Below are 25,928 nucleotides of genomic sequence, written 5' to 3'. Positions count from 1 at the left end.
GTTACGCCTAACGCCATTCCCTTTAGAAAATTTCGTCTTTGCATTTTTCTTCCTTTCGTGGTTATTTGTTTGATTTGTCTAACAGTTTGTATTGCAAGTATGAGCCGACAAGTCTTGTTTCGTCTTTGTTAAGACCTGCTCTGTCGCTCATGGTTTTTACGACATTTGGCCATTGGTTTATGGTGTATTCATCTATCGCTTTTGCAACATGACAGCTGCCGCAACGAAGATAAAGATCCTCTTCGGCCTCCCATAAACCATCTTTTGTATTTTTGATAACACTTGGGTCTTTTGTGTTGAAGCTAAGCTCTATATTTTTCCATTTGACACCATACTCATCTTCTTTTTCTGATATGATTTTTAAATTTTTAACAGATTCGCCAGTGATCCTTGCAAGCTTTATCCTATCCATGTCGTTATAAAACAAAATATATTCATTGCCGCTCATTACCGATGCGCTCACTTTGTATTTGCTTCCGTCTTTTTGGATGTGAGTGCCTTTATATAATGTGCCTGCTTCTTTGTCGTCTATCAAGATCTCGGTATCTGCTCCTACTATATCAAGTCCTAGCATGAAATTTGGCATACAGCAAAGTAAAAATGCCGCAGCGACTGATCTTAGCTTGTTTTTATCCATTTACTACTCTCCTTTGTTGTTAAATTAAGAAATCATTTTAATACAAAAGTATAAAAAAAGTATAATATTTTCAAGCGCACTTGTTTAAATTTTATTTGTTTAAAGTAGTTCTTATATAATTATAAAAATAGTGATGATAAATTGAACTCAAACATAAATTTACAAGACATAAGAGTGTTTAAGACAATACGACTATTTAATACAATAAAACGTATTTTTAAATTTTGACTACTTAAAAGGGAGTAGTACTGCTCATTTAAATTTAAACTCAGGTATGTTGTTAATGATAAATTTAGTAAAAAATGAATTTTTTGGCATTGCCATCACGCTTCTTGGCGGGATTTTATGGGGATTTAGCGGAGTTTGCGGGCAGTATTTATTTACGCAAAAGGGCATTAGTAGCGACTGGCTTGTACCGTATCGCTTGCTTTTGGCAGGCTTTGCGCTTGTTGTTTATTACTTTATCACTTCGCCAAAAAGCGCGCTTGCACCGATAAAAGACATAAGGCTTCTTCCGCAAATGTTAATCTATGCCATTTTAGGTCTTATGCTGACGCAATACAGTTATTTTTATGCGATAGAGCTATCAAATGCCGCCGTTGCGACCGTTATTCAGTATTCAGCACCCGCACTTATTTTAGCGGTTGTTTGTGTGATAGAAAAAAGATCGCCCAAGATAAATGAGCTAATCGCTCTAATTTTAGCTAGTTTGGGCGTTATTTTACTGGCAACTCACGGCGATTTAACCACGCTTGTTATTAGTCCAAAGGCTCTATTTTACTGTCTTTTAAGCGCGGTTTGTGTTTGTATCTATAATCTTTTGCCCACAAGGCTTAATAAAAAATACCCCATTACGTTAAATTTAGGCTGGGGGATGGTGATAGGCGGGGTGTTGCTTGCGTTTTTTATGAGAGTGTGGAATTTAAACGGTGTGAGCGATGTGAGCGGCTTTTTGGCTTTTATCTCGGTTGTATTTTTTGGCACGATTTGCGCCTTTAGTTTTTACATGGTAGGCGTTAAGTCGTTAGGGGCTAGCAAGGCTAGCTTGATAGCTTGCATAGAGCCCGTAAGTGCGGCACTTTTTGCATACTTTTGGCTTGGGACGGAGTTTGTGTTTTTGGACTTTACGGGGTTTGTTTTGATCATCTCTTGTATATTTTTATTAGCAAAAAAAGACAAGCAATAAAGTCGCAGAAAAATATTATAATACAACTTTAAAATAAAGGATATAAAATTAAAACTTTAATCATAAACGCACACCCGTTTTTAAATGAGGAAAATTCATATTCTAAAAAGCTACAAAATGCTTTCTTGGCTGAATTTAGGGCTAAATTTGACGAAGATAAACTCGAAATTTTAAATTTAGCCGATGAGTTTATCCCAGCGCTTGACGGCGATATGCTAAATGCCTGGGCAAAAATTTCAAACGAAGAAAAATTAAGCCAAAACGAGCAAAAGGTAGCAGACGCACAAGCCGGACTTTTAGCACAGTTTAAACGCTGCAAGCGCGTAGTTATCGTTACTCCGCTTCATAACTTCAACATAACTTCAAAGCTAAAAAACTATATTGATAATATCTTCATGTCGGGCGAAACCTTTAAATACGTTACAGGCGGATCTGTAGGGTTAATGAACGATGGACGTAAGGTTATGCTACTTCAAGCAAGCGGTGGGATCTACTCGCAAAACGATCCAAAATACTCGCCTATGGAGCTAACTAGAATTTACATAAAAGGCATTTTTGTTGATTTTATGGGGTTTGAGAGCTTTGATATCGTGCGAGCTGAGGGCACATCGGTGGGCGCTGTGGATAAGGATAAGATGATGGCAGATGCCATAAATGAGCTAAAAGCTAAATTTATTAAATTTTACGAGTAGGGGTGCAAATTTGATATATCTAGCGCAAACCGATACGACGGCAGGATTTTTAAGCAAGGATTACCGCGAGCTAAACCGAGTAAAAGAGCGCAAACTAGACCAACCATGCTTGATCGCAACTGCCAAATTTGCCACTTTGCAAAACTTAACAAGAGTGCCAAATAAATTTAAAAACATGGTTAGGCGCTCTAAAAAAACTACATTTTTGTATCCAAATTTAAAAGCGATCAGGGTTGTAAAAGATGGTGAGCATGCTAAATTTCTTGACATGCACAGCTGGCTTTACTCTACAAGCGCGAACAGACATGGCGAAAATTTTGATGAAATTTGGGCTAGAAATGTTGCCGATATTGTTGTAGATGAGCGATTTTACCAAACTAAAGGATCAAAAATTTATAAAATTTCAAAAACCAATATAAAGCGCATAAGATAAATACACTTCTCATATTTCTTTAAATTTTTGTAAAAATCATATCTTAAACGATCAATTTTCTAAATTCATATAAATTTTTAAAAAATATATGCAATGTTTGCAATGCCCATTTATACAGCTTTTGCATAAGCTCTTATGCTCTTAGTTACCATACGTAACACAAATGCCTAAAATAAAAAACTGAAAGTATTTTTAAACTAAAAAAAATTATAGGCATGTTAGTATTCAACTATAAATTAATCAAAAGGGAGCAAAAATGAGCGAATACATCAATGGTATTCTAGAAGATCTTAAACGACTAAATCCTGGTCAAGAGGTGTTCATCCAGGCAGCTACCGAGGTTCTTTACAACCTTGATCCTTTGATATCAAGAGAAGATAAATATAAAAAACACGCTATTTTGGAGAGGATTACCGTTCCTGAAAGAACCGTTGTTTTTCGCGTGACTTATGTTGACGATAAGGGCAAACCGCAAGTTCACAACGGATATCGTGTCCAGTTTAACTCAGCCATCGGTCCGTATAAAGGCGGTTTAAGACTTCATCCTAGTGTAAATTTAGGCGTTTTGAAATTTTTAGGATTTGAACAAATTTTTAAAAATTCACTAACCGGCGTTAATATCGGCGGTGCAAAAGGCGGAAGTAACTTCGATCCAAAGGGTAAAAGCGATAATGAGATAATGAGATTTTGCCATGCGTTTATGGAAGAATTTTACAGACATATAGGCAATACAACCGATGTTCCTGCAGGAGATATCGGTGTTGGCGGACGTGAGATCGGCTATCTTTTTGGCAAATACAAAAAAATCACAGGAAGATTTGACGGAATTTTAACAGGAAAAGGACTAAACTGGGGCGGAAGTCTTGCTAGAACTGAAGCAACCGGATATGGCTTAGTTTACTTTACAGATAACATGCTTAAAAAAGCAGGTCTTAGCTTAGAGGGTAAAAAATGCTCTATCAGCGGAAGTGGAAACGTTGCTATTTACACCATCGAAAAGCTATATCAATTTGGTGCGTTGCCTATTACCGCGTCTGACTCAAACGGTTATATCTATGATAGTGAAGGTATTGATGTGGCACTTTTAAAAGAACTAAAAGAGGTTCGAAGAGAGCGCTTGAGTGAATACACCAAATTTAGACCGCATGCAAAATACATAAGCGTAAACGAATACGCACCGGGACGCAACGGCGTTTGGGATGTGCCTTGTGACGGAGCATTTCCTTGTGCTACGCAAAACGAAGTTCATTTAGCCGACATTAAAGTCCTTTATGCGAATGGATGTAAATTCTTAGCCGAGGGTGCGAATATGCCAAGCACGCTTGATGCCGTAAATTTCATGCTTGCGCAAAAAGACTTTTACTTTGCCCCCGCTAAAGCCGCAAATGCCGGAGGCGTAGGTACTAGCGGACTTGAGATGATGCAAAATGCAGGCATGACATCTTGGAGCTTTGAGGAGGTTGATAAAAGACTTCGCGGCATAATGAATCATATATTTGAAATTTCATACGCTACAAGTGAGGAATTTGGCGATGCAGGCAACCTCGTGCTTGGCTCAAATATCGCGGGATTTAGAAAAGTAGCCGACGCGATGATCGATCAAGGATATGTGTAGTAAATTTTTATTTTGATGGCTAAAATCAGCTTGTTTTTAGTATAATCAAAACAAAAAAGGTGGCTAAGATGAAGATTATAAATTCTTTTTTTGTGGGATTTTTGTTTGTCTTAGCTCCGATTTTTACTCTATTTGCCGGGCTTAAGGTTAATTACTTTGACCATTACGGCATTGATGAGTATTTTAATGCCATTTTTATACATAATGTGCCTATTTTATGGCTTGCTCCTCTTTATTTATTTGTCGGTTATGCGTTTTTCTATTCTAAATTTAGAAAATTTTTTCGTGCATTTTATGTTATAGTTTTACTTTTTTCGCTCCTTAGCTGGCTTCCTGCGATAGGTCTTAATGTGGGGGAGAGAATTTTTGCAGAGCCTGATTATGACGAGTTTATACAAGATAGTGATAGCGGTGTAAAAACTGTAAATTTCCGTCCTTTATATAAAACTAAAGATACAATTTATGTTATAAAAAACAAAGGCGACTACGCTGTAAAGATAAAACGAAACAAATAAAAAAGAAAAATTTTAAATTTCGGTTTATTTTTAACATTTTGACCACTTTATCTCTTTAAATTTTAACGGATTTTTACCTTTTTTTAGCTACAATGTAATAAAAAATAAAGGGTTAAATATGCGGATGAAACTACCACATGTGCCTTATGTCGCACATAAAATAGCGATAGATCTTTTAAATTGTGGCTTTGTTAAGCTAAACAAAGGCATAGAACCGATAGTTGCTAAGGCTACTGAAATTTTAAATGAAGATATAGTAAAAGAGAGAGCCTTAGAGGAGAGAGCTAACGAGCTTTTAGAGAAAAACGAAGACGAAATGCAACTTATGCAAGTTGATCGTAAAAACATGTTCTGGCTTATAAAGAAAAAGTTAGCGGCTGATTTTGATGTGATACTAACCCATGAGGATAGGTTTAGCAACGTAGCTCATAAAATTTTAGAGACGATATGGAAGAGTAGTTTGGTTGAGTATAATGTCTCTGAAAACCGCGTTAAAAATGTTATCTACAGCTCGATAGACGGGTATTTGAAAAATTACGAAAAGATAGAAGATGATGTTCTTGAAAAGATAGAGAGTTATAAACATAAACTTATCCCGGGAACCCAGGAGTATGACATTGTTTTTGAGCGCCTTTATCAAGACGAACTTAAAAAAAGAGGAATGCTGTAATGAAAGCTTATATTTACATCGAAAACGGCACATATCTTGAAGCAAAAGCGTTTGGAGCTCACGGTGAGTGTGCCGGCGAGCTTGTTTTCAACACATCTTTAACCGGCTATGAAGAGATTATGAGTGATCCTAGCTATGCAGGTCAGTTTATCGTATTTACTATGCCTGAAATCGGTATAGTGGGTGTAAATGATGACGATATGGAGAGCCATAAAATTTATGCAAGTGGCGTTATCATGCGCTCTTATAATGAATTTGCGTCAAATTATAGGTCGCAAAAAACATTGGGAGAATTTTTCAAAGAGCAAGGTAAATTCGGCGTTTATGATGTAGATACTAGATTTTTAACCAAAATGCTTCGTGACGAGGGTGCTTTGATGGCGTATATTTCAACGCAAATTAGCGACAAAGAAGAGCTTAAACGTCGTCTTGAAGCAAGCGGACGCATAGAGGATACAAACTATGTAAAAGTTGTAGGTTCAACTGATGAATACGAGCATAAATTTGGAAGTTGGGATAAAACCGCTAAAATTTACAAGCCTTTAAAAAGTATCGGCAAAAAGATCGCTGTGCTTGACTTTGGCGTAAAAAGAAACATCTTGAATGAGCTTTGCGAAGTCGGTCTTGAGGTGGTTGTTGTTCCTCATAGCGTAAAAGCCGAGTATCTGATAGAAAAATTTAAAAACGGCGAAATAAATGGTGTGTTTTTGTCAAACGGTCCAGGAGAGCCAAAAAGTTTAAAGTCGGAAATATCCGAGATAAAAAAGATCATAGACGCTAAAATCCCGATATTTGCGATATGTCTTGGACATCAACTTCTTTCAAATGCCATGGGTTATCCGACCTATAAGCTAAAATTCGGACAGCATGGAGCAAACCATCCTGTGCTAAATTTAGAAACAAAAGCGATCGAGATAACTACTCAAAACCACAACTATAATGTTCCTGAAGAGATCGCCGAGGTCGCTCATATAACACATAGAAATTTATTTGATGGAACTATAGAGGGTGTTAGATATAAGGATTTTCCGGTATTTTCCGTTCAGCATCACCCAGAGGCTAGCAGCGGACCAAATGAAAGCAAATATATATTTAAACAGTTTATAGAAATTTTATAAATTTAGATGGATTTTGCCACTGTTGTAAGTATAGTAAGCGTTGCTTTTTTAAGCAGTTTTAGCCACTGCATAGGCATGTGTGGTGGCTTTTTGGGTTTGCAAGCCTTTTTTTTAAAAGACAAAACACAAAAACAAACACTCTTTTTTACTACTTTATACCACTTAGCTAGAATTTTTGCCTATGTTCTCATCGGTGCTGTTTTTGGAGCATTTGGCGGGATCTTTGTTATAAGCGGAACTTCGCGTGCATTTTTGTTTTTTATGATAGGATTTTTTCTTGTTTTTATAGGCGTTGCGCTTTGGGTAAGGGGGGATTTATTAAAATTTATAGAAAACGATAAAATATCTAAATTCGTAACCAAAAATGCTTTTAAACTTAGCAAAAAACATGGAATTTTAAATTTTGTCGCACTCGGTTTTTTAAACGGTTTGCTTCCTTGTGGAGTGGTTTATTATTTTGCTGCAATGGCGATCGCATCATCTTCTGTAGTTAATGGTGCTCTTATAATGCTACTTTTTGGTTTGTCTACACTTCCTATTATGGTGGGGTTTGTTACATTTTTTAATCTCATTAATGAAACTTTTAAGCAAATAATGTTTAAAATATCACTTATAATCGTAATTTTAAATGGAATTTATCTCACTTTTTTAGGATATATGGTAAATAATGGATAATGTAAAGGCCAGGTTTAAGCAGTATCAAAATGCTGTTGAAGAGAGCAATATCGTCTCAAAAACCGACATAAATGGTATTATTACTTTTGTAAATGATGAATTTTGCAAGATTAGTGAATACACTCGTGAAGAGCTTATCGGCAAAAATCACAACATCGTTCGTCATCCTGATGTACCAAAAGAGAGTTTTAGGCGACTTTGGAGCACGATACTTGATAAAAAAGTCTATAAAACCATAGCTAAAAATTTAACTAAAAGCGGTAAGGTCGTATATCTAAACACGACTATCATCCCTATATTAAATTTAAAGGGTGATATAGAGGAATTTCTAGCGATCCGGCATGACGTCACAAAGGTTATCGAGTTAAATGAGCAACTTTTAAAGACGCAAGACGAGCTTGAAATTTTAAATTCAGAACTTGAAGAGCGCGTAAGAAAGAAGACTGCCGAGTTAAGAGCTTTAAATGAAAATTTGCAAGACATTATAAAGTCTGAAGTCGCTAAAAATGAAGAGCAAACAAAGCTTTTAGTCATCCAGTCAAGATTTGCCAGCATGGGAGAGATGATAGCAAACATAGCTCACCAGTGGCGACAGCCTTTAAATGAACTTAGTATCGCGTTGTTTAAAATGAAAAAAACCGCAAACAACAGTGATGAAGAATTTGAAAATTCATACAGGCGATGTAAAAATATCATAAAAAATATGTCAAATACGATAGAAGACTTTAGAGGTTTTTTTGCTGTAGATAAAGAAGCTAAGAAATTTCACATCTCATCTTCGGTGCATGACTCTATCTTTATGCTCCAAGGTGCGATAGAAAGAGAAGAGATAGCTCTTAAGTTAAATATCATAAACGATGTTGAAATTTACGGACATAAAAGACAGCTTGATCAGGTTGTGATAAATTTATTAAACAACGCAAAAGATGCTTTGATAGAAAGAAAGGTTGAAGATAAGACAATAACGGTCGAGGTTTTACTTGAAGAAAATTTTGGTGTTTTAAAAATTTCAGACAATGCAGGCGGGATAGACGAGCATGTTAAGGACAAGATCTTTGAGCCTTATTTCACCACTAAGCATTCCTCTAGTGGTACCGGCATAGGTCTTTATATGTCAAAACTTATAATAGATAGAGCAAATGGCGAGATAACAGCGGAAAACACCGCAAGTGGAGCCTGTTTTATAGTGAGATTACCAATACAAGGAGAATTTGATGAGTAAAATTTTAGAAAATTTAATGATCTTGATAGTTGAGGATGAAAACGAAGTTAGAAAGCTCATGCAAGATGTTATGACGGGCGAATTTGCCAATGTTATAACCGCACAAAACGGCGACGAGGGACTTAAAAAATTTAAAAAGTATAATCCCGACATTGTTGTAACCGATATTGCTATGCCTATTAGCGATGGACTTGAAATGGCAATGCATATAAAAGAAATTTCAAAAGATACGCCGGTAGTCGTGCTTAGTGCTTATAGTGAAAAAGAGAGACTTCTTAAGGCTATAGATGTCGGCGTGGATAAATACATCATGAAGCCTATCGATATGGACGAGTTTTTAACCACTCTTGAGCATGTAGCAAAAAGCAAGATAGAAACTACAAACATTATCGAAGTTGCAAAAGGTTACACATTTAACAAAACCAAGAGAGTTTTGATAAAAGACGGAGTTGAAATTCCGCTTACAAAAAAAGAGTTGGCATTTATTTCGTTGCTGATAAAACGCCTTGGTGCACTTGTGTTACACGACGAGATCAAAAACGTAGTTTGGGTTGGAGAGAGTGTTTCTGAAGCCGCGATTAGAACATTTGTTAAACGCGTAAGAGATAAAGTGGGAAATGATTTTGTTAAAAATATACCTGGCCTTGGATATAAAATAGACGTAAATTTATAATTTAGCTTTAATATAAATAAAATTGTAGCATTTAAGTTTTTTCATATAAATAATATTTTAAAATAACGTTTATTATATTATTCATTAATATAAAATTAACAAGGAGGCATTTAATGCGACCAGGTCAAATGTTAAGCTATGACTATACCGTAGCTAAACTTTTCATGTTTTCCACGATACTTTTCGGTATAGTGGGTATGTTAATTGGCGTTATAATAGCGTTTCAAATGGCATATCCGGATCTGAACTATATCGCCGGAGAATACTCGACTTTCGGCAGACTAAGACCGCTTCATACAAATGGCGTAGTCTTTGGTTTTTTACTTTCCGGAATTTTTTCAACGTGGTATTATATCGGACAGCGCGTTTTGAAAGTTTCGATGAGCGAGTCGCCATTTTTGATGTTTATAGGTAAACTTCATTTTTGGCTTTACATGATACTTATTGCCGCTGCCGTCGTTTCGCTTTGGGCAGGCGTTAGCACAGCAAAAGAGTATGCCGAACTTGAATGGCCGCTAGATATAGGCGTTGTTTTGGTTTGGGTTTTGTGGGGGATTAGTATATTTGGCCTTATAGGAATTCGCCGCGAGAAGACGCTTTATATATCTATCTGGTATTATATAGCAACATTTTTGGGCGTTGCCATGCTCTATCTGTTTAACAACATGGAAGTTCCTACACGTCTTATTTCAGGACACGGCTCATGGTTGCACTCTGTTTCTATGTATGCCGGATCAAACGATGCTTTAGTTCAATGGTGGTATGGACACAATGCTGTTGCGTTTATCTTTACTGTTGCCATTATTGCTCAAATTTATTACTTCTTGCCAAAAGAGAGCGGTCAGCCGATATTTTCGTATAAATTATCGCTATTTTCTTTCTGGGGACTTATGTTTATCTATCTTTGGGCGGGTGGACACCATCTTATTTATACAACAGTGCCTGACTGGATGCAGACGATGGGCTCGATCTTCTCGGTCGTTCTTATACTTCCGTCTTGGGGTTCTGCGATAAACATTCTTTTAACAATGAAAGGCGAGTGGGTTCAACTTCGTGAAAATCCTCTAATTAAATTTATGATCCTAGCTTCGACATTTTACATGTTCTCGACGCTTGAAGGTCCGATCCTTTCTATCAAGTCTGTAAATGCCCTAGCTCACTACACTGACTGGATACCTGGGCACGTTCATGACGGCGCACTTGGCTGGATAGGCTTTATGATAATGGCTGCTATGTATCACATGACGCCGAGATTTTTCAAACGTGAAATTTACTCAAAGTCTATCATGGAAGCACAATTTTGGATACAAACAACCGGCATCGTGCTTTATTTCGCATCAATGTGGATAGCAGGTATTACTCAAGGTATGATGTGGAGAGCAACTGATCAATACGGCAACCTTCTTTACTCGTTTATCGATACTGTTGTCGTGCTTATACCATACTACTGGATAAGAGCCATCGGCGGTCTTTTGTATCTGATAGGCTTTTTCATGTTTGCTTATAATATTTATAAATCAATGTCGGCACCGACTATATCGGCAGAGCCTAAAAACGCATCTCCGATGGGCGGACGCTTAAACGTGGAGGTGTCAAATGTTTAGTTGGTTAGAGAAAAATCCATTCTTCTTTGCAGTCGGTGTTTTTATCGTTATCGCTTATGCCGGTATAGTAGAAATTTTACCTGACTTTGCAAATCGTGCAAGACCGTTAGATACCGCAAAACCTTATACGGTTTTACAACTTGCCGGTAAAAATATCTACATGCAAGATGGCTGTAATACTTGTCATACGCAAATGATTCGTCCGTTTAAAAGCGAAACTGACAGATACGGTATGTATTCTATAAGTGGCGAATACGCTTATGATCGTCCACACCTTTGGGGTTCAAAAAGAACAGGTCCTGACCTTTGGAGGGTTGGTAACTACAGAACAAGCGACTGGCATGAAAATCACATGAAAGATCCAACGTCTGTTGTACCAGGCTCTATAATGCCTGCATATACGCATATGTTTAAAAAAGCAGCCGATATAAAAACTGCTTATGCAGAGGCGCTAACTGTTCAAAAGGTATTTAATGCACCTTATAATATGCCTGATATGCCAAAACTAGGTAGTTGGGAAGAGACGCAAAAAGATGTTTTAGCTGAAGCTGGCATGATAGTTGATCAAATGAGAGATGAAGAGATTAAAAAAGCTTTTGCAAACGGCGAAATTCGTGAAATAGTTGCTCTTATAGCCTACCTAAATAGTTTAAAATAAAAAGGCTTATGCTATGGATATGCAAACTATTAGAGAGTTACAGGCTTACGGCTTTTTCTTCTTTACGGTTTTTTTGGTGTTGATTTTATACGGGTATTGTTACCATTTGTATAAATCAGAAAAAACTGGCAGAAGAAACTATGAAAAATACTCGAATTTAGCTTTAGACGATGATCCTAGCAGTAATGTTTTAGAGAAAAAACAAGAGTAAAAGGGGACTTAGATGGAGTGGTTTAATCTAGAAGATAATATAAATTTATTATCGCTCATCGGTGCGTTAGCGATAATTGTATTAACTGTTTTTGTAGCAGGTAAATACATAAAACAAATGCGAGAGGAAAAGGACGCAAACGCTGAGCTTAGCGAGCATGTGTGGGACGGTATCGGTGAGTATAAAAACCCCGTTCCTATCGGCTGGGCGGTTATGTTTGTGCTTACTTTAGTTTGGGCGATATGGTATTTTTTAGCGGGGTATCCGTTAAATTCGTATTCACAAATCGGCGAATACAACCAAGAGGTAAAAACCCTAAATGAGAAATTTAAGCAAGAGCATGCAAACCTTGATACAAACACATTAAAAGATATGGGCAGTGGAATTTATCTTGTTCAATGCTCCGCATGTCACGGTATCACGGGCGACGGTATCTCGGGCAAGGCAGCTGATCTTAGCGTTTGGGGAAGCGAAGAGGGAATTTACGAAGCTATAGTTAAAGGCTCTAAAGGTCTTGGCTATCCTGGCGGAGATATGCCTGCAGGTCTTGGCGGAGACGAAGCTAATTCAAAGGCTATCGCGGCCTATGTTGCTAAAGAAATTTCAGGTATCAAGTCCAGCAAAAATGAAAATTTAGTAGCCCAAGGTAAAGAGCTTTATGTTTCTTGTGCGGCTTGTCACGGCGATGACGGCAAAGGCATGGATGGAGTCTTCCCTGACCTTACTAAATACGGAACAAGCGAATTTGTGGTCGAGGTTTTAAACAAAGGCAAAAAAGGCGATATCGGCGAGATGCCTAAATTTGACGACAGTAGGCTTAATGAAATTCAACAAAAAGCTGTCGGCGAATACATACTCTCGCTTTCAAGGGGTAAATAATGGAAAACACTAATAGATCGGTATTTGCACTAAGCGGCATCACGGGTATGCTTATAGCGGTTGTTTTGTTGCTTTCGATTGTGGGTGTTTTGACCTATTTTGGTATCTTGGCTCAGCAAGATGTTGCAAATAAGCCATATAAGCTTGAAAATCCGAGCCAGATACAAATGAAAAGCGTCGATAACGCAAAACATATGGTTATAAAGGAGTAGTTATGTCAGGCATATTAGAAAAGGCGATCATAGTTTTAACTATCGTTGCCGGCGCGATTTGCGCATGGTCGGTTTTAACTGCTAACCATCTTTTCGTAGGATGAAAATCTTAAATTTACAGGGCGTTTTATGCGCCCTTTTGTTTATGCAAATTTCTTTATTTGCTCAAAATTTTGTTATCAAAAATGATCAAATTTTAAGCGATATGGTTGTTCAAAAGATAGAAATTATCGGCACGGAACTCAAACAAAAAAGTGGAGTTTCGCTTTTTTTGGCGGCTTATGAAACCTTTGGCGAAAGAGGAATTTATGATGAGTTTAGGAGCTTAAATTTAAAGCCCCCTTACGCTGTTTTGATACTTGGTAAAAACGAACACAAGGTTGAAATTTATGCCGATGAAGAGACTTTAAAGCTTTTTGATAAGGAGAGAATTTTAAGTCCGTATCCCGAGCGTGGCACCATACTTCCTATCCTGACTTCAAAAAACGGTAAAGATATTTTTAATGCCGCTTTGCTTAACGGATATGCCGATATAGCAGAAGGTATCGCAGCTTCACAAAACATAACGCTTGAAAACAGCATAGGCAATGCAAACAAAACTACTCTAAATTTCATACGCCTCCTTGTTTATGGCTCGATGGCGTTTGTTGTGGTATTTATCATTTATAGAAAGAGAGCAAAACGTGGATAAAAGCAAAAAGACATTTTGGCCTTATGCGATAGTTTTAAGTATCATAGGCTGCGTTATAGCGTGCACGGCGACGATTATTATATCGCTTGATTATCCCGTTGAGATGGATAATTACTACTTTGAAAGACATCAAAATATAAATAGCAATATCAATGAAATACTGGCATCACAAAAGGAATTTAAAGCCAAATTTGACGTTAGTTTTAACGATACAAACAAAAGTATGTCGCGTGCCGAGCCGCTAAATATAATACTTACTCCAAAAACAGCGCAAATTCCACAGCTTAAATACGATCTTTTGCTAACCAGACCGGATACTAACAAGCAAAATATCAATCTTAACGCAACTTATCATAACGGTATTTTAAGCACTCAAGATGTAAAATTCCCAGTGCAAGGTCGCTGGCAACTTATGGCCAAGATTAGCGATTTAAACACAACTGCGTTTTATAAATTTGAATTTTTTGTAGGAAAATGAACACACTTTACGTCTTTACAAGCCTTCGTCAGATCCGTGATTTTAACTTAAAATTTCAAGATTCACTCATACCAAAAGCATACACGATAGATGAATTTGAGCGTTGTGCTACCTTTGTTAAAAACAGAGTGCAGGCTGATAGCACGAAGCTTTTACTTATCATGCGCGAAGCTTGTAAGATGAGTGAGAGGGCACAAAAAAAACTAAACATACCTACTGAATTTTTTGCGTTTTTAAAAAACAACGACTATCTTTTTTCGTTTTACAAAGAGCTTGCAAGCCAGAAAAAAACCATATCTGATATTAAATTTAGCGATATTTATGCCAGTTATGAGGAGCATTTGCAAATTCTTGAAGAGGTGGCTAAAAATTATAAAGAAATTTTGGCTAAAAACTCCCTTTATGACGAGATCACTTTTTGTGATATTTATGAGATGAATGGTGATTTTATCAAGTCGTATGACGAGATCATATGTGAAGTTTCTGGAATTTTAAGTGAAGTAGACTGGGAAATTTTACAAAAATGTTCCAAACTCACGACGCTAAAGATAAGATTTCAAACATCAAAATATAACCAAAAGCTCATTTTGCGTATAGCAAACATCTGCGCTAAAGAGCCGAGTGAATTTGAGCTATATCATAAATTTGAACTAAATTTAAGCACGCTAGAGATAGTAAATCTTGGCAAAACAAAACAAAACAAGCTTGTTTTAACAAGAGCTTTTGAGCATGAAAGTTTGCAGGCTGCATTTGTTTTTGAAAAAATTTCGACGTTTATGAAAGATGGGATTTTGCCACAAAATATTGCCGTGATACTTCCAGATGAAAGTTTTGCACAGACTTTAAGAGCTTTTGATGATAAAAACATGCTTAGCTATGCCATGGGTTTGCCGTTTGAGTATTCGCAGTTTTATGCGGTTTTAAGTGCATTAAATGAGGCGGTAAAGGAGAATTTGGCTTTAAATTTATCTGAGAATTTTTTAAAAGAGCGAGATGATATTGGCGAGATAGAGACATTTTTAAATTTTTCTAACATCAACGAAGTATTGTTTGAAAAGTTTAAAAATTTATACCCTTTAAGCGTTAAATTTGAAATTTTTAACGAGATTATCTTTGAGATCTCATCGCTTTATCCAAACAAAGATGTTGATAAAATTTTAAGTGAAGAGATGTTTTTTATCTCAAATTTAACAAAAGACGAAGCGTTAAAATTTGCCGAGCTGGTAGAAATTTTGCTCATGAGGCTAAAGGCCAAAAGCATAGATGAAGCACATGGAGGCGAGGTTAGGGCGATTGGTATTTTGGAGAGTCGCGGTCTTAATTTTGACGGAGTAATAATTGTTGATTTTAACGATGACATCGTGCCAAAAAGAAGCGTGAATGAGATGTTTTTAAGTTCAAAAGTCCGTGAAAAAGCAGGGCTTATAAGCTATTATGAACGTGAAAATTTGCAAAGATTTTATTATGAAAGTTTAATTAGCGGCGCTAAAAAAGTTGCGATTAGCTACGTTGTAAACGAGAGTAAAATAGCTTCGAGATTTCTTAGTGAATTTGACTGCGTTTATGATACTAGCTTTGCAAATGATGATTATTTAGGACTGTTTCCTCTCGGACGCATAGCTAAATTTGAGCCGATCAAACTTCAAGTCGGGCATGACTTTTTTGCAGACGAGCTGTCGTTTTCAAGGCTTGATACATTTTTAAGTTGCGCTAGAAAATACTACTATAAATACATTTTACATCTAAACGAGGGCAAAAATTTAGAGTTAAAAAGTCATAGTAAATACGGTAAGATCATACACGACGCACTCTTTAAGTATTACTTGGAATTTAAAGAATTTAAGCTGCAAGAGTTTATGAAATTTATCTCGGACAAAGGGCTTAATCCGCTTGAATACAAAATCACCGAGCAAAAATTTAAAATTTTCGAGCAAAATGAGAAAGAAAGAGCTCTGCAAGGCTGGGAGATAAGCGAGCTTGAGTGCGAGAAAAGAGCAGTTTATGAAGGTGTTAAAATTTATGGTCGTATAGATCGTATAGATAAAAAAGATGTGCTTGGAAAAAGTGAGTTTTGTGTGATAGATTATAAGACCGGAGCGGTTCCCAAAGATACTCTTCAGCTTGCGTTTTACCAGGCTTTGCTTGGTGAAAACTCACAGGCATATTTTTATGACTTAAAAGAAAAAATGTCGCTAGATCCAAGCAAAACGGCTGAAATCCCACAACTTAAAGAGGCACTTAATAAAGCAAAAGAGTATTTTGTAAAAGAGGCAAGTTTTGAGCAAAATATCGGCTCTTCTTGCACATACTGCGCTTACAAGACATTTTGTCTGGGGCAAACATCATGATAGAGCCGTTTTTAGCACTTCAAGCAAGTGCCGGTAGCGGTAAAACATTTGCGCTTAGCGTGCGCTATATCGCGCTTTTATTAAGTGGTGCAAGCGCTAAAAGCATAACCGCCCTTACCTTTACCAAAAAAGCTGCCAGCGAGATGAGCGAACGTATCGTTTCGACATTTTTAAATTTACACAAAGACGAAAAAAGTGCCGAGCTATCGGTTCTTTGCGATATGCTTGAGATGAGCAAAGACGAGGTTTTATCTCGTCGAGATCTTGTTGGCGATGAGTTTTTACAAAGCAACTTAAAGATCACGACATTTGATGCCTTTTTTGGCATGATACTTCGTAGTTTTAGTCTAAATTTGGGACTGAGTCCTGACTTTGAAACCAAAAGCGAGATGTCAAATTTAGCACAAGCTCAATTTATAAAAAATGTTGCTAAAAATGAAATTTTACTAACTTCGTTAGCTATCTATATCGTGCTGTCATCAAAATCTCAAACAAATTTCTTTGAAACGCTTCAGATGTTTTATGAGAATTTTGACAGCGTAAAGACAAGCGGTTTCGTTGATTTTAACGCACAAAATGAAGCCCTTGATATAATGTCTGAACTAAAAGAGATCGCCGTAAAAAGGGGAGGCAGTCAAACTGCAATAAAATCCTTTAGCGTAAACAGCGTCGAAGAGATATATGAAAAGTCTTTTTTATCAAGAGAGAGTTTAAAGTATCAAGTCTACTCTAAAATTTACGATGAGGCTATGGACGAGAAATTTGTGAGTTTAAAAGAGGCCCTAAAAAGACATACCGCGCATCTTGAAAATTTCAAGCTTACCGAGCTAAACGGCTTTTTAAGTGCTTACAAAGAGGCGCTCTTGCAGGCTAACGCAAAGCTAAATATGCTAACGTTTACCGACATCACCAAGCTCACTCACAGGCTTTTAAATTTTAATTTCGATAAAGACATGCTTTATTTTAGGCTTGATGAACGCATAACTCATCTTTTGATAGATGAATTTCAAGACACAAACGTTATGCAGTATGAGATCATCTACCCGCTCATCTCCGAAATCGTCGCTGGATACGGACAAAACGGGCTTGGAAGCTTTTTTTACGTAGGAGATGTAAAACAAAGCATTTATCGATTTAGAGGTGGTAAAAAAGAACTTTTTGGTAAAATTTTAAGTGATTTTTCTCAGGTAAAAGAGGAAAAACTTAACACAAACTACCGCAGTGCTAAAAATTTGGTTGAGTTTATAAATGAAACATTTAAAGATAAGATCCAAAACTATACCGCGCAAATCCCACATAGTAGTGAAGACGGGTATATCAAGGTCGTGCAAAGCGATGAGATCCAAGATACTTGCGTGAGCGAAGTAGAAGCGCTTTTAAAAAGTGGCGCAAAGAGTGAAGATATAACGGTGCTTTGTTGGAAAAATGACGATATCAGAAGTATTTGTGAGGCTTTAGAGCAAAAAGGTATCGCCTCAAAAGACGAAGGCGCAATGTTGCTTAAAAATTCCCCTCTTGTTTTTGCTTTTATAAACTACGTCAAATTTTGCCTTTTTGGTGATGAAATTTATCGTTACGGTGCTGAAAGCTTTTTGGGTAAAAATTTAATCAAATTGACAGTTGATTTTAGCAAAACCGCTCAGCAAAGCCTCATCTATCTAGCTAAAAAATCAGCCATAAACATGCAAAATTTAGACATTTTAAAGCTAATTCATCTAAGCGCAAAATCCAAAAATTTGATAAATTTTATCTTTGAATTTGAAAATTCAGATGCTTTAAGTGCGCAAAATAGTGCAAACGGCGTTCGGGTAATGACCGTTCACAAGTCAAAAGGACTTGAATTTGAACACGTAGTGCTTTGCGATAAAACCGGCAAAGGCAGGAGCGAGAGTGGAAATTTCATCTACGAATACGACGTTAAAAACGGCTATGAGATAATGCTAAAGCTTAAAAATCGCGAATACCTTGATGAGGAGTATGCAAAGATAAAACTCTACTCAAATGAACTTGAGGAAGAGGAGGAGATAAATAAGCTTTATGTTGCCATGACAAGAGCAAAAAGCTCGCTCGTTATTATTAAGAAAATCAGTGCAAATGGCACAAATCCAAGCTATTTTGGTGCTTACACCTCAAATTCTAAAGAGGTTTGTTATCTTGATATACCAGTCCAAGAGATCGGCAAGATAAAAATAAAAAGCAAGCAAATTTCAAGCGAAGATAAGATTGTGAAAAAAATAAAGCTTTTAAGTGTTGCAAAAGAGAAAACGCAGGCTAAAACAGATGATGACGAGAAAAATTTACATGCTATTTATTTTGGTTTAGCGCTTCACTTTTTACTAGAAATGAGTGCTAAATTTAACGAAGATAGTATAGATAAAGCCGATATTTTAATGAGAAATAAATTTAGTAAATTTTTAAGCGAAGATGACTTAAAAGATATTAAAAATAGAGCGTTAATGCTAATTAAAAATGAAAAATTTAAAAGCGCTATCCTTGACGGCGAGCTAAAAAAAGAGCAAGCATTAAGCTATAAAGATGAGCTAAAACAGATAGATTTACTGTGTTTTAAGGCCAATGAAATTTTGATTATCGACTATAAAAGTTCTAAATTTAGTGTAGAAAAAAATATCTCGCAAGTGCAAGAATATATACAGATCCTAAGTGAAATTTATCCTAGCAAACCTGTTAGGGGCATGCTGGTTTATCTTTTAAATGATAAAATCGATATTTTAGAAATTTAAAATATACTTAAATTAAGCTATTTATAAGTTATTTTTAAATAGAATCACGTTTTAATTTATTGGCAAAGGTAAGAAAATGACAAAAATAACAAAGCCAAATGAAGTAAAATGCGACTGGATCGTACTTGATGCGACCGGCAAACGTTTCGGTAGATTACTAACCGAAGTTGCGACACTACTTCGCGGCAAACATAAACCAAGCTATACTCCAAACGTTGATTGCGGTGATTATGTTATCATCATAAACGCTTCAAAAGCTGAATTTACAGGTGCAAACAAGGCTGAGCAAAAGCTATATCACAGACATTCAGGATATTTCGGTAGCGTTAAAAGCGAAAAATTTGGTGATTTATTAGTAAATAACCCTGTTAAGCTTTACAAGTTAGCCGTTCGCGGTATGCTTCCAAAGACAAAACTTGGCAAAGAGATGATTAAAAAATTAAAAGTGTATGAAGGAAGCGAACATCCTCATACTGCACAAATCGCTAAAGAAGGAAAATAATAATGGCAACAGTTTATGCAACAGGAAAAAGAAAAACAGCGATTGCTAAGGTATGGGTAAAAGCTGGTAGCGGAAAAATCATAGTAAACGGAATGGATCTTAACGCTTGGTTAGGTGGCCATGAGGCTATCAAGTTAAAAGTTATTCAGCCACTTCTTGTAACCAAACAAGAGACTTTAATAGATGTTAAAGCCGACACTTTAGGTGGCGGATACTCGGCTCAAGCGGAAGCTTTAAGACACGGAATTTCACGTGCTCTAGCTGCAATGGATGCTGATTTTAGAGCTCTTTTAAAACCAAAAGGACTTCTTACTCGTGACTCAAGAACAGTTGAGAGAAAGAAATTCGGACGTAGAAAAGCTAGACGTAGCCCGCAATTCTCAAAACGTTAATATTTGTTTACGGATCGATTGTTTATACATAATACCAATCGGTCACTCTTTTTGGATTTCGGAATTTATCTCCGAGATCCGCTCTTTTTATTTTTACTCTTTTCTTTTACAAATATGCAAAAATTTATATGTATTAAAACTATCTATTTTGGGCATTTTATTTAGATTTACATAGAATTTATGCTTTTTTTGCTACAATATAACATCTTTAGAACATAGAGAAAATTTATTCAGGAAAGGAATTCTATATGAAAAAGATTGCTTTAGCTATGGTTGCTGCGACAGCGCTTTTTGCGTCAAACTCAGCATACAACTACGAGGTTACTCCTACTATTGGCGGAGTTCATTCAGAAGGTAACTTGGGCTATAAAAATGATCAAGTTAATGTAGGTATCAAAGCTGCTAGAAACCTTGAGGGTCTATTCTTTGATCAATTCGAGCTAGGAGTTGACTATACTCATAGACTAAAAGAAACTGTAAAAGGTGTTGCTAGAACAGGTCATGCTACTAGATATACTGCAAATCTTGTAAAAGACATTTTTGATTTTACAGATAACTTTGGTCTTTATGGTCTTGTTGGCTTAGGATACGAAGATCTATCTAGCAAATTTGTTGATAACGAAGATGGCGGTTTTGGTCAATACGGATTAGGCTTAAGATACCAAGTAACAGATGTATTTGCTCTTAAAGCAGAAGTTCGTGATGCTATCAAATTTGAGCATGCTGATCACAATTTATTCTACACACTTGGCTTTGGTATAGGTCTTGACGCTAAAAATGTAGCACCAGTAGTAGCTGCCGCTCCTGCTATGGCTCCTGCCGCTCCTGTTTCACTTGATGATGACAACGATGGCGTTTTAAATGATGTTGATAAATGCCCTAACACTCCTGCAGGTGTAGTTGTTGACGAGACAGGTTGTGAAAAAGTTATCGTTCTTCGCGATCTTGGCGTAAACTTTGCTTTTGATAGCTATGCTGTTAGCCCAACTTATGCAGCAGAGATCAAAAAAGTGGCTGACTTTATGGCTGAAAACCCTGACTACAAAGTAGTTCTTGCAGGTCACACTGATAGCGTAGGAAAAGAAGCTTACAACCAAAAATTATCTGAAAAAAGAGCTAATGCAGTTGCTAAAACTCTTGAGGGTTATGGCGTAAGCGCAGATAAAATTTCAACTCTAGGTTATGGTGAGTTAAGACCAATAGCTGACAACGGCACAAAAGAGGGTCGCGCTCAAAATAGACGCGTTGAAGCTACTTTCAACAAGTAACTAAATATTAGAGTCTTGGAAACAAGACTCTATCTCTCTTTTAAAAGATCAAAATTTGAAAAAAACTGTTTTATTTGACCTTGACGGCACGCTAATCGACTCTACTCCTGCCATACTTGATGGCTTTCGCACTGCTTTTACGACGCAAAGAAAACCAACTCCAAGCGATGAAGCTATAAAAGCACTTGTTGGCTATCCGCTGGACATTATCTTTGCAAGACTTGGTGTTGCCGAGAAGGCGGTGCAAGATTATATAGACATATACAAAGATCGTTACAGGCAAATTTATTTAGAACAAACCACTCTTTTGGAATTCGCAAAAGAGGCCCTAGAGCTAGCCAGCAAAAATGCTAATCTTGGTATAGTAACTACAAAAACAACTAAGTACTCCATAAATATACTTGAAAATTTAGGTGTAATGAAATTTGTAAAAACAGTAGTTGGGAGAGATGATGTAACTCATCCTAAGCCTGACCCAGAACCTATAAATTTAGCTTTAACTAGACTTGATAAAACTAGTGATGAAGATAGAAAAAACAGCTTCATGGTAGGTGATACGATCATGGATATGCTATCTGCTAAAGGCGCTGATATCAATCCTCTTGGCGTGCTATGTGGATATCAAAATAAAGAGCAGTTGGAAGAACAGACGCAAAATATCTTTAAAAATTCATTTGAAGCGGTCAAATTTCTATCAAATTTATAGACAAAAATAAATTTTTATACGCACGATCTCTTTTAAAATGACCCAAAACAAACTTAAATTTTATAAACTTTAATCCAAATTAATTATATATTTTGTATTTTAATCATATAATATTAAAATTTGATAATTAATGATTAAGGTGAATATATGAGTAAAATTATGAAAACCATGGATGGAAACGAGGCTGCAGCTTACGCTTCTTACGCATTTACGGAAGTTGCCGGAATTTATCCTATCACGCCTAGTTCGCCTATGGCTGACTATACGGACGCTTGGGCTGCTGCGGGCAAAAAAAATCTCTTTGGTATGCCTGTTAAGGTGGTTGAGATGCAAAGCGAGGGCGGCGCGGCAGGCACGGTGCACGGCTCACTTCAAGTTGGAGCGCTTACTACAACATACACAGCTTCTCAAGGCTTGCTTTTAAAAATTCCAAATATGTATAAGATCGCAGGACAACTACTCCCCGGTGTTATACATGTAAGTGCGCGTTCATTGGCGGCACAGGCGCTTTCGATCTTTGGCGATCATCAAGATATCTATGCCTGTCGCCAAACGGGCTTTGCTATGCTTGCATCTGGCTCAGTGCAAGAGGTTATGGATATAGCTGGTGTTGCACACCTCGCGGCGATTAAGGGTAGAGTGCCGTTTTTGCACTTTTTTGATGGCTTTAGAACAAGCCATGAGATACAAAAGATCGAAGTGATGGATTACGCTCACTTTGATAGACTTCTTGATAAAGAAGCTTTGCAAAAATTTAGAGACGAGTCACTAAACCCAGAAAGTCCAAAAACTCGCGGAACGGCTCAAAATGACGACATCTACTTCCAGACTCGCGAGCTTGCAAATCGATTCTATGACGCGGTGCCTGACATTGTGGCGGATTATTTAAAAGAAATTTCAAAGATCACAGGACGCGACTATAAGCCGTTTAACTACTACGGCGACCCAGAGGCAGAGCGTATTGTGATCGCTATGGGTTCTGTTACTCAAGCGCTTGAAGAGGTCATCGATCATCTACGCGCAAAAGGTGAAAAAGTCGGTATGATAAACGTCCATCTCTATCGCCCGTTTAGTCTAAAATATCTATTTAACGTTATGCCAAAAACAGTTAAAAAGATCGCCGTACTTGATAGGACAAAAGAACCAGGAAGCCTTGGCGAACCACTATATCTTGATATAAAAGCGGCATTTTACGGACAGCCAAATCAGCCTGTTATCGTGGGCGGTCGTTACGGACTAAGCTCAAAAGACGTTGATCCCGCACAACTTATCGCCATATATGAGAATTTAAATTTAAGCGAGCCTAAAAATGGCTTTACTGTGGGTATCGTTGATGATGTTACATTTACTTCGCTTGAAGTTGGAGAGAAAATTTCACTAAGCGACGATAGTGTTAAAGAGTGTCTATTCTACGGACTTGGCGCAGACGGCACAGTAGGCGCGAATAAAAACTCGATTAAAATTATCGGCGATAAAACCGATCTTTACGCACAGGCGTATTTTGCCTATGACAGCAAGAAATCAGGTGGCTACACTAGAAGCCATTTAAGATTTGGCAAAAAACCTATCCGCTCAACCTATCTCGTATCTAACCCACACTTCGTGGCATGTTCTGTTGCGGCATATCTTGAAATTTACGACGTGATAGATGGTATTCGTGAGAACGGCACATTCTTGCTAAACTCGATCTGGGATGCAAAAGAAACTGTTGCAAAGATACCAAATAGAGTTAAAAAAATCCTAGCTGATAAAAAAGTAAATTTCTACATTATAAATGCAACTAAACTAGCTCACGAGATTGGGCTTAAAAACCGCACGAATACCATTATGCAGTCAGCCTTCTTTAAGCTTGCTGAGATCATCCCGTTTGAGGAAGCTCAAAAGTATATGAAAGAGTATGCACATAAAGCCTATATCAAAAAAGGCGAAGCGATAGTCGAGATGAACTACAAGGCTATCGACGTTGGTGCGGACGGACTTGTGAAGGTTGAAATCGATCCAAGCTGGTCAAATTTAAAAGATGAGAACAAAAATACCGACGCTTACGTTGGTAATGACTTTATCGAAAAGGTTGTTAAACCGATAAATGCGGCGCGTGGTGATAGCCTGCCTGTGTCGGCGTTTTTGGGTTACGAAGACGGACACTTTGAGTCTGGCACGACAGCTTATGAGAAGCGTGGTGTGGGTGTGATGGTGCCAAAATGGATAGAGGAAAATTGTATCCAATGTAACCAATGTGCCTTTGTCTGCCCACACGCTGTTATCCGACCGTTTCTCATAGACGATAACGAATTAGCAAACGCTCCACAAAGTGTAAAAGATCACGTCCTAGATGCAAAAGGTAAAGAGGTTAAAGGACTAAAATACAAAATCCAAGTTAGCCCGCTTGACTGCACCGGTTGTGAGCTTTGTGCGCAAAACTGTCCAAGCAAGGAGAAGTCACTTGTAATGGTGCCGCTTGAAGAGGAAATGGATAAGAATGAGCAAGTAAATGCCGACTATCTATTTAAGCAAGTTACCTATAAAGATGATTTGATGAGCAAAGAGAGTGTGAAAGGCTCAAGCTTCGCGCAGCCTCTACTTGAGTTCCACGGAGCGTGTCCTGGATGTGGCGAGACTCCATATATCGGGCTTGTTACAAGATTATTTGGTGACCATATGATAGTAGCAAATGCAACCGGATGCAGCTCGATTTATGGCGGTAGTGCACCTTCAACTCCATATACTAAAAATAAAGATGGCCACGGTGTAGCGTGGGCGAACTCGCTATTTGAGGATAACGCCGAGTTTGGTATGGGTATGAATGTGGCTGTCGAGACTATCCGCCACCGTATAGAAGATATCATGCTTCGCACGAAAGATAACGTGCCTAATGCACTTAGCGCACTTTATAATGATTGGATTGAGTTTAAAGCTGATAGCGCAAAAACGGCTGAGATAACTAAAATTTTAGTACCGATTTTAGAGCAAAATTCAGATAGTGAAGGTGTGAAAGAAATTTTAAGCCTTAAAAAATATCTAACCAAAAAATCTCAGTGGATCATCGGTGGAGACGGCTGGGCGTATGATATCGGCTTTGGCGGATTAGATCACGTGCTAGCAAGCGGTGAGAACGTAAACGTGCTTGTGCTTGATACCGAGGTCTATTCAAACACAGGCGGTCAAAGCTCGAAATCAAGCCGCGCAGGCTCTATCGCGCAATTTACGGCTTCAGGCAAACCGGCGCAGAAAAAGGATCTTGGCTATATTGCGATGACTTATGGAAATATCTTCGTAGCTCAAATCAACTCAAATGCAAGCCAAGCAAATACAATAAAAGCTATCCTTGCAGCTGAGGCGTATGATGGTCCAAGTCTTGTTATTGCATACTCGCCTTGTATTGCTCACGGCATAAAAGGCGGCTTGTCGCTATCGGGTAACCAAGCTGAGCTAGCCACTAAGTGTGGTTACTGGCCGACATATGTTTATGATCCGCGCCTAACAAAAGAGGGTAAAAACCCGCTCAAACTAAACTCAAAAGAGCCTGACTGGTCACTTTATGAAGAGTTCTTGTTAAATGAGGTTAGATATAGCGCGCTTAAAAAAACTAATCCAGAACACGCAGATGCGCTTCTAACAAAAAATAAAGAAGATGCAAAGCGCCGTTACCGCCAGCTAAAACGTCTATCGCTAGCCGACTTTAGCGACGAGATCGAGACTAGCGAAGAGTCTTAAACTAACGAATAAAACTTCAAATTTAGCCGTCATTTGGTGGCTAAATTTCTCTCTTATAAAATTTAATTACCATATTTTAAACTTTTTA

General features: G+C 37.4%; 25 protein-coding genes. 24 read left to right on the top strand and 1 reads right to left on the bottom strand.

Translation table 11 applies throughout. From position 1 onward, the window contains the following. Positions 1–61: 61 nt before the first annotated feature. The gene (locus CCAL5182_RS08700; protein ID WP_336610803.1) at positions 62–637 is read right to left on the bottom strand and encodes a hypothetical protein; all 576 of its coding nucleotides are present in this window, start codon (positions 635–637) and stop codon (positions 62–64) included. A gap of 283 nt (positions 638–920) precedes the next feature. On the opposite strand from CCAL5182_RS08700, the gene CCAL5182_RS08695 reads away from it, so the two are divergent. The 24 genes from CCAL5182_RS08695 (at position 921) to nifJ (ending at position 25,840) form a co-directional block, all read left to right on the top strand. Then, positions 921–1,823, top strand: a complete 903-nt coding sequence (locus CCAL5182_RS08695; protein WP_336610802.1) for a DMT family transporter — start codon at positions 921–923, stop codon at positions 1,821–1,823. Positions 1,824–1,870: 47 nt separating this feature from the next. Further along, entirely contained in the window at positions 1,871–2,515 is a 645-nt protein-coding gene (locus CCAL5182_RS08690) for an FMN-dependent NADH-azoreductase (RefSeq protein ID WP_336610804.1), read from the top strand. A 10-nt stretch (positions 2,516–2,525) separates the two neighbouring features. Next, a complete protein-coding gene (locus CCAL5182_RS08685; protein WP_169937632.1) occupies positions 2,526–2,948 on the top strand; it encodes a Sua5 YciO YrdC YwlC family protein in 423 nt (140 codons plus the stop codon). Positions 2,949–3,204: 256 nt separating this feature from the next. Next, on the top strand, positions 3,205–4,563 hold the full coding sequence (gdhA, locus tag CCAL5182_RS08680; protein ID WP_169937631.1) for an NADP-specific glutamate dehydrogenase: 1,359 nt from the start codon (positions 3,205–3,207) through the stop codon (positions 4,561–4,563). A gap of 68 nt (positions 4,564–4,631) precedes the next feature. Beyond that, entirely contained in the window at positions 4,632–5,078 is a 447-nt protein-coding gene (locus CCAL5182_RS08675; protein WP_169937629.1) for an isoleucyl-tRNA synthetase, read from the top strand. A gap of 118 nt (positions 5,079–5,196) precedes the next feature. Beyond that, positions 5,197–5,748: a DUF507 family protein gene (locus CCAL5182_RS08670; RefSeq protein ID WP_169937627.1), complete on the top strand. Its 552-nt coding sequence runs from the start codon at positions 5,197–5,199 to the stop codon at positions 5,746–5,748. Then, the gene (gene carA, locus CCAL5182_RS08665) at positions 5,748–6,866 is read left to right on the top strand and encodes a glutamine-hydrolyzing carbamoyl-phosphate synthase small subunit (protein ID WP_169937625.1); all 1,119 of its coding nucleotides are present in this window, start codon (positions 5,748–5,750) and stop codon (positions 6,864–6,866) included. The genes CCAL5182_RS08670 and carA overlap by 1 nt, the downstream gene beginning before the upstream one ends. A 6-nt stretch (positions 6,867–6,872) precedes the next feature. Then, on the top strand, positions 6,873–7,541 hold the full coding sequence (locus tag CCAL5182_RS08660; RefSeq protein ID WP_336610801.1) for a sulfite exporter TauE/SafE family protein: 669 nt from the start codon (positions 6,873–6,875) through the stop codon (positions 7,539–7,541). Then, positions 7,534–8,763: a PAS domain-containing sensor histidine kinase gene (locus CCAL5182_RS08655; RefSeq protein WP_169937621.1), complete on the top strand. Its 1,230-nt coding sequence runs from the start codon at positions 7,534–7,536 to the stop codon at positions 8,761–8,763. Before CCAL5182_RS08660 ends, CCAL5182_RS08655 begins: the two co-directional genes overlap by 8 nt. Then, positions 8,756–9,436, top strand: a complete 681-nt coding sequence (locus CCAL5182_RS08650) for a response regulator transcription factor (RefSeq protein ID WP_169937619.1) — start codon at positions 8,756–8,758, stop codon at positions 9,434–9,436. The genes CCAL5182_RS08655 and CCAL5182_RS08650 overlap by 8 nt, the downstream gene beginning before the upstream one ends. A gap of 113 nt (positions 9,437–9,549) precedes the next feature. Further along, positions 9,550–11,040: a cytochrome-c oxidase, cbb3-type subunit I gene (gene ccoN / locus CCAL5182_RS08645; RefSeq protein ID WP_169937617.1), complete on the top strand. Its 1,491-nt coding sequence runs from the start codon at positions 9,550–9,552 to the stop codon at positions 11,038–11,040. Beyond that, the gene (ccoO, locus tag CCAL5182_RS08640; protein ID WP_169971932.1) at positions 11,033–11,698 is read left to right on the top strand and encodes a cytochrome-c oxidase, cbb3-type subunit II; all 666 of its coding nucleotides are present in this window, start codon (positions 11,033–11,035) and stop codon (positions 11,696–11,698) included. Before ccoN ends, ccoO begins: the two co-directional genes overlap by 8 nt. Before the next feature lie 13 nt (positions 11,699–11,711). Continuing rightward, entirely contained in the window at positions 11,712–11,909 is a 198-nt protein-coding gene (locus CCAL5182_RS08635) for a cytochrome c oxidase, cbb3-type, CcoQ subunit (protein ID WP_169937613.1), read from the top strand. 12 nt (positions 11,910–11,921) lie between these two features. Next, complete coding sequence (locus CCAL5182_RS08630) at positions 11,922–12,788, top strand: cbb3-type cytochrome c oxidase N-terminal domain-containing protein (RefSeq protein ID WP_169937611.1); 867 nt, start codon at positions 11,922–11,924, stop codon at positions 12,786–12,788. Further along, entirely contained in the window at positions 12,788–13,000 is a 213-nt protein-coding gene (locus CCAL5182_RS08625; protein ID WP_169971930.1) for a DUF4006 family protein, read from the top strand. The genes CCAL5182_RS08630 and CCAL5182_RS08625 overlap by 1 nt, the downstream gene beginning before the upstream one ends. 145 nt (positions 13,001–13,145) lie before the next feature. After that, on the top strand, positions 13,146–13,691 hold the full coding sequence (locus CCAL5182_RS08615) for a hypothetical protein (RefSeq protein WP_169937608.1): 546 nt from the start codon (positions 13,146–13,148) through the stop codon (positions 13,689–13,691). Further along, the gene (locus CCAL5182_RS08610; protein WP_169971928.1) at positions 13,648–14,169 is read left to right on the top strand and encodes a FixH family protein; all 522 of its coding nucleotides are present in this window, start codon (positions 13,648–13,650) and stop codon (positions 14,167–14,169) included. Before CCAL5182_RS08615 ends, CCAL5182_RS08610 begins: the two co-directional genes overlap by 44 nt. Next, a complete protein-coding gene (locus CCAL5182_RS08605; RefSeq protein WP_336610800.1) occupies positions 14,166–16,517 on the top strand; it encodes a RecB family exonuclease in 2,352 nt (783 codons plus the stop codon). Before CCAL5182_RS08610 ends, CCAL5182_RS08605 begins: the two co-directional genes overlap by 4 nt. Further along, on the top strand, positions 16,469–19,258 hold the full coding sequence (locus tag CCAL5182_RS08600) for a RecB-like helicase (RefSeq protein WP_336610799.1): 2,790 nt from the start codon (positions 16,469–16,471) through the stop codon (positions 19,256–19,258). Before CCAL5182_RS08605 ends, CCAL5182_RS08600 begins: the two co-directional genes overlap by 49 nt. Positions 19,259–19,334: 76 nt before the next feature. Continuing rightward, positions 19,335–19,760: a 50S ribosomal protein L13 gene (rplM, locus tag CCAL5182_RS08595; RefSeq protein WP_336610798.1), complete on the top strand. Its 426-nt coding sequence runs from the start codon at positions 19,335–19,337 to the stop codon at positions 19,758–19,760. Between the two features lie 2 nt (positions 19,761–19,762). Further along, entirely contained in the window at positions 19,763–20,152 is a 390-nt protein-coding gene (gene rpsI, locus CCAL5182_RS08590; protein WP_169937598.1) for a 30S ribosomal protein S9, read from the top strand. Positions 20,153–20,400: 248 nt separating this feature from the next. Further along, positions 20,401–21,420 carry an OmpA family protein gene (locus CCAL5182_RS08585; RefSeq protein ID WP_336610797.1) on the top strand — a complete coding sequence of 340 codons (1,020 nt, stop codon included), beginning with the start codon at positions 20,401–20,403 and terminating at the stop codon, positions 21,418–21,420. A gap of 55 nt (positions 21,421–21,475) precedes the next feature. Continuing rightward, entirely contained in the window at positions 21,476–22,126 is a 651-nt protein-coding gene (locus CCAL5182_RS08580; protein WP_336610796.1) for an HAD family hydrolase, read from the top strand. Positions 22,127–22,273: 147 nt separating this feature from the next. Next, on the top strand, positions 22,274–25,840 hold the full coding sequence (gene nifJ, locus CCAL5182_RS08575) for a pyruvate:ferredoxin (flavodoxin) oxidoreductase (RefSeq protein WP_336610795.1): 3,567 nt from the start codon (positions 22,274–22,276) through the stop codon (positions 25,838–25,840). The last annotated feature ends 88 nt before the right edge of the window (positions 25,841–25,928 follow it).

This window comes from Campylobacter sp. 7477a (assembly GCF_014892335.1).
GTDB lineage: Bacteria > Campylobacterota > Campylobacteria > Campylobacterales > Campylobacteraceae > Campylobacter_A > Campylobacter_A californiensis.
Note: the sequence above shows the minus strand (reverse complement) of the source record. Positions and strands in the feature narration are given on the sequence as shown.

Excerpts from the sequence above, each read along its gene's own strand:
- ccoN (WP_169937617.1), top strand. The coding sequence starts at position 9,550 with ATGCGACCAGGTCAAATGTTAAGCTATGACTATACCGTAGCTAAACTT.
- carA (WP_169937625.1), top strand. The coding sequence starts at position 5,748 with ATGAAAGCTTATATTTACATCGAAAACGGCACATATCTTGAAGCAAAA.
- CCAL5182_RS08625 (WP_169971930.1), top strand. The coding sequence starts at position 12,788 with ATGGAAAACACTAATAGATCGGTATTTGCACTAAGCGGCATCACGGGT.
- CCAL5182_RS08635 (WP_169937613.1), top strand. The coding sequence starts at position 11,712 with ATGGATATGCAAACTATTAGAGAGTTACAGGCTTACGGCTTTTTCTTC.
- rpsI (WP_169937598.1), top strand. The coding sequence starts at position 19,763 with ATGGCAACAGTTTATGCAACAGGAAAAAGAAAAACAGCGATTGCTAAG.
- CCAL5182_RS08605 (WP_336610800.1), top strand. The coding sequence starts at position 14,166 with ATGAACACACTTTACGTCTTTACAAGCCTTCGTCAGATCCGTGATTTT.
- rplM (WP_336610798.1), top strand. The coding sequence starts at position 19,335 with ATGACAAAAATAACAAAGCCAAATGAAGTAAAATGCGACTGGATCGTA.
- CCAL5182_RS08695 (WP_336610802.1), top strand. The coding sequence starts at position 921 with ATGATAAATTTAGTAAAAAATGAATTTTTTGGCATTGCCATCACGCTT.
- gdhA (WP_169937631.1), top strand. The coding sequence starts at position 3,205 with ATGAGCGAATACATCAATGGTATTCTAGAAGATCTTAAACGACTAAAT.
- CCAL5182_RS08675 (WP_169937629.1), top strand. The coding sequence starts at position 4,632 with ATGAAGATTATAAATTCTTTTTTTGTGGGATTTTTGTTTGTCTTAGCT.
- CCAL5182_RS08670 (WP_169937627.1), top strand. The coding sequence starts at position 5,197 with ATGCGGATGAAACTACCACATGTGCCTTATGTCGCACATAAAATAGCG.
- CCAL5182_RS08660 (WP_336610801.1), top strand. The coding sequence starts at position 6,873 with ATGGATTTTGCCACTGTTGTAAGTATAGTAAGCGTTGCTTTTTTAAGC.
- CCAL5182_RS08700 (WP_336610803.1), bottom strand. The coding sequence starts at position 637 with ATGGATAAAAACAAGCTAAGATCAGTCGCTGCGGCATTTTTACTTTGC.
- CCAL5182_RS08615 (WP_169937608.1), top strand. The coding sequence starts at position 13,146 with ATGCAAATTTCTTTATTTGCTCAAAATTTTGTTATCAAAAATGATCAA.
- CCAL5182_RS08655 (WP_169937621.1), top strand. The coding sequence starts at position 7,534 with ATGGATAATGTAAAGGCCAGGTTTAAGCAGTATCAAAATGCTGTTGAA.
- nifJ (WP_336610795.1), top strand. The coding sequence starts at position 22,274 with ATGAGTAAAATTATGAAAACCATGGATGGAAACGAGGCTGCAGCTTAC.
- ccoO (WP_169971932.1), top strand. The coding sequence starts at position 11,033 with ATGTTTAGTTGGTTAGAGAAAAATCCATTCTTCTTTGCAGTCGGTGTT.
- CCAL5182_RS08650 (WP_169937619.1), top strand. The coding sequence starts at position 8,756 with ATGAGTAAAATTTTAGAAAATTTAATGATCTTGATAGTTGAGGATGAA.
- CCAL5182_RS08585 (WP_336610797.1), top strand. The coding sequence starts at position 20,401 with ATGAAAAAGATTGCTTTAGCTATGGTTGCTGCGACAGCGCTTTTTGCG.
- CCAL5182_RS08630 (WP_169937611.1), top strand. The coding sequence starts at position 11,922 with ATGGAGTGGTTTAATCTAGAAGATAATATAAATTTATTATCGCTCATC.